We start from the raw sequence: 2,417 nt of genomic DNA, 5'->3' as shown, positions 1-2,417 counted from the left end.
GAACAGCATCGTCCCGTCCAGTACATAGAAGAGCTCGTGGGACAGCTTGTGGTGGTGCGGGGGTGCCCCGTCGGCACCGGTGGCGAGGGTGAGCCATCGTCCCCACTCCCCATCAACGACGATGGCGGAGTGCACAGCGGGCATAAGATGTATGGTTCGACAGTCTGCTGTCAGACAGCACGCCTGACAGGAGCCGTCAGCCAGGGTTGGGCGTCCCTGGCTGCCAAAATGTTCATCAGTTTAGATGGGGCAAACCACAGCAGATCCCGAGGGAGGAGTGCTGGCGCGTACTACCTGACCTTTTCGTACGCTTCCCGGATGGACGCAGGAACCCGGCCACGGTTGTTGATTTCGTAACCATTCTCCTTGGCCCAAGCCCGGACCTTGGCCGTCTCATCACTAGACTGAGTGGGCTTGGGGGCAGTGCTGCGCTTCACTCGTCCGCCAACACGTCGCCCGGCACCCAAATACGGTCCGAGCTCCTCGAGTAGTGAATCGTAGCTGTCAGCGCTGAGGTCGATCTCGTAGGTTACTCCGTCGAGAGCGAACGAGTGGGTGGCGACATCGTCTGACGTCTCGCCGGTGATGTCGTCGGTGAAAATGGTGAGAACCTTCTGGGCCATGACTCAGATAGTACATTACCGAATGCTCCTTGTGTAGGGGTTCCTACACCGTGGAATCCGGTGGCAACGTCTAAGCTTGTCAGTTCCGCCTCACATCACACCTGCCGCCAGCAGTTCCAGCCGTCACATGCTCCGCGTGGGGGCAAGCCGTAATTGATCAGCCCGACCCGCAATCCGCAAGAGAGGCACCGAGGCCGACGTGCGTCGAGCCCTAGGGAGCACCTAGGTCGACCCCTGAGCCAGCCTAATTGCCGCAACTGCCGCAAGGTTCAACATCGATCTTCGGTGAGGAATATATTCACAAGGTTGACTAGGCTCACAAACTGACGGTCCGACAGGCTGCGACTAAGTGCTGCTACGCCCGAGGACTTGCCGGTCCCGATGGGGCCAGCATGCGAGCACAGCGTGCCGCCCTGGGATTGTGGTCAGTCTCGATCGGATGAAGACAACAGTATCGTACTAGCGTGCCAACTGTCCGCGTCCGGTACGCCAGGTACAGAACTCAGAAATACACGCCGGAGCCGACGCAGATCAGAGCCATAGCCAGCGACGAGCCCCCTCCCCTCTCATCGGTCGGGCCAACCAGGCCATAGCCCCCTGTGGCTTGCCGATTTGGTGACCCGAGCAGGAGATTCTCTTGCCGCGTGTGGCGAGTTTGTTGAGGATCTCCTCAGCGGTCTCTGCCCAGACGTAGGCCGAGGGTGTTCGTTCCAGCCGACGAGCCATGCTCAGATATATCCTTCAAGGACTTCGAAAGAGCGGTGGGCACCGTGGCAAAGCCTTTTGGCAGGCACTCTGCAGACGATCGCCCGACCACGCTCGGCCCCGGTGTGCAAAGAAGCCTACACCGCCATGAGCTGCGCGCAGTGCGGTGCAAAAACCAGGCACGCACTCCTTTCCGAACGTACTCACACATCTACCGCATGCGGAGCCGTGTCCCGCAGAGACAACGACTCCGCATCGCATGATGCTGGTCCAGGCTCTCAACTCAGCGGAAGCTGATCATGCATGCGCTGGTGAACCACTGGTCCCGAGGCCACGGGAAGCCAGGATCTCGGCCCTGCAGAGGACGGGAAAGATGTCCATTTGCTACTGGCTGCTTCTTGTACCGCAAACCATTATGGTCGTGTCGGCGCGGACGTAGTCGGAAGGCTGCGGCGTTCGGGGACGTCGAGCATCATCGGAAGCGCCGGTTGTGAAAAGGTCCAGCCTGTTCCAGCCTGTCTCATCGCCGCCGGTGGGCGGCAAGCCGGCCGCGGACCCGGTGAGTCTGCGGGACGACGTCACAGGCCCCGAGGCGGCGACCTTCGCCGCGTACATCGAGGACTCGGCCAAGGCGCTCACAAACCCCAAGTCCCTGTCCGACGTCGACACGGCCGACTACGACGCGATCTTCCTGCCCGGCGGGCACGGTCCCATGGAGGATGGCCCACGACCCGGACCTCGGCCGTATCCTCATCGAGGCCGACGCCTCCGGGAAGATCATCGCCCCGGTGTGCCACGGCCCGGCCGCGCTCCTCTCAGGACTGGGGTGTGGCCCGGGCAAGAAGGTGGCGATCGTGGGCATGGGCGGCCTCGGTCACCTGGCTGTCAAGATCGCCGACGCGCTCGGCGCCGAAGTGACCGTGCTCTCGCAGTCACTGCGCAAGAGGGATGACGGGCTGCGGATGGGCGCCGACCACTACCGCGCCACCAGTGCCCCGAAGACCTTCGAGGAACTGGACGGCACCTTCGACGTCGTGCTCTCCACCGTCTCGGCGGCGCTCGACTACAGCGCGTACATGTCCCTGCTGA

1 protein-coding gene and 1 pseudogene are annotated in these 2,417 nt (G+C 62.4%); one reads left to right on the top strand and one right to left on the bottom strand.

All coding sequences use genetic code 11. The features are described 5' to 3' along the window. Window positions 1-290 precede the first annotated feature (290 nt). Entirely contained in the window at window positions 291-623 is a 333-nt protein-coding gene (locus ACIP98_RS42240) for an Lsr2 family protein (protein WP_401982184.1), read from the bottom strand. A gap of 1,529 nt (window positions 624-2,152) precedes the next feature. On the opposite strand from ACIP98_RS42240, the pseudogene ACIP98_RS42235 reads away from it, so the two are divergent. After that, a pseudogene (locus ACIP98_RS42235) lies at window positions 2,153-2,417 on the top strand (zinc-binding dehydrogenase); the annotation flags it as partial.

Origin of the sequence: Streptomyces sp. NPDC088354, from assembly GCF_044753585.1 — a bacterium.
Taxonomy (GTDB): Bacteria; Actinomycetota; Actinomycetes; order Streptomycetales; family Streptomycetaceae; genus Actinacidiphila.
Note: the sequence above shows the minus strand (reverse complement) of the source record. Positions and strands in the feature narration are given on the sequence as shown.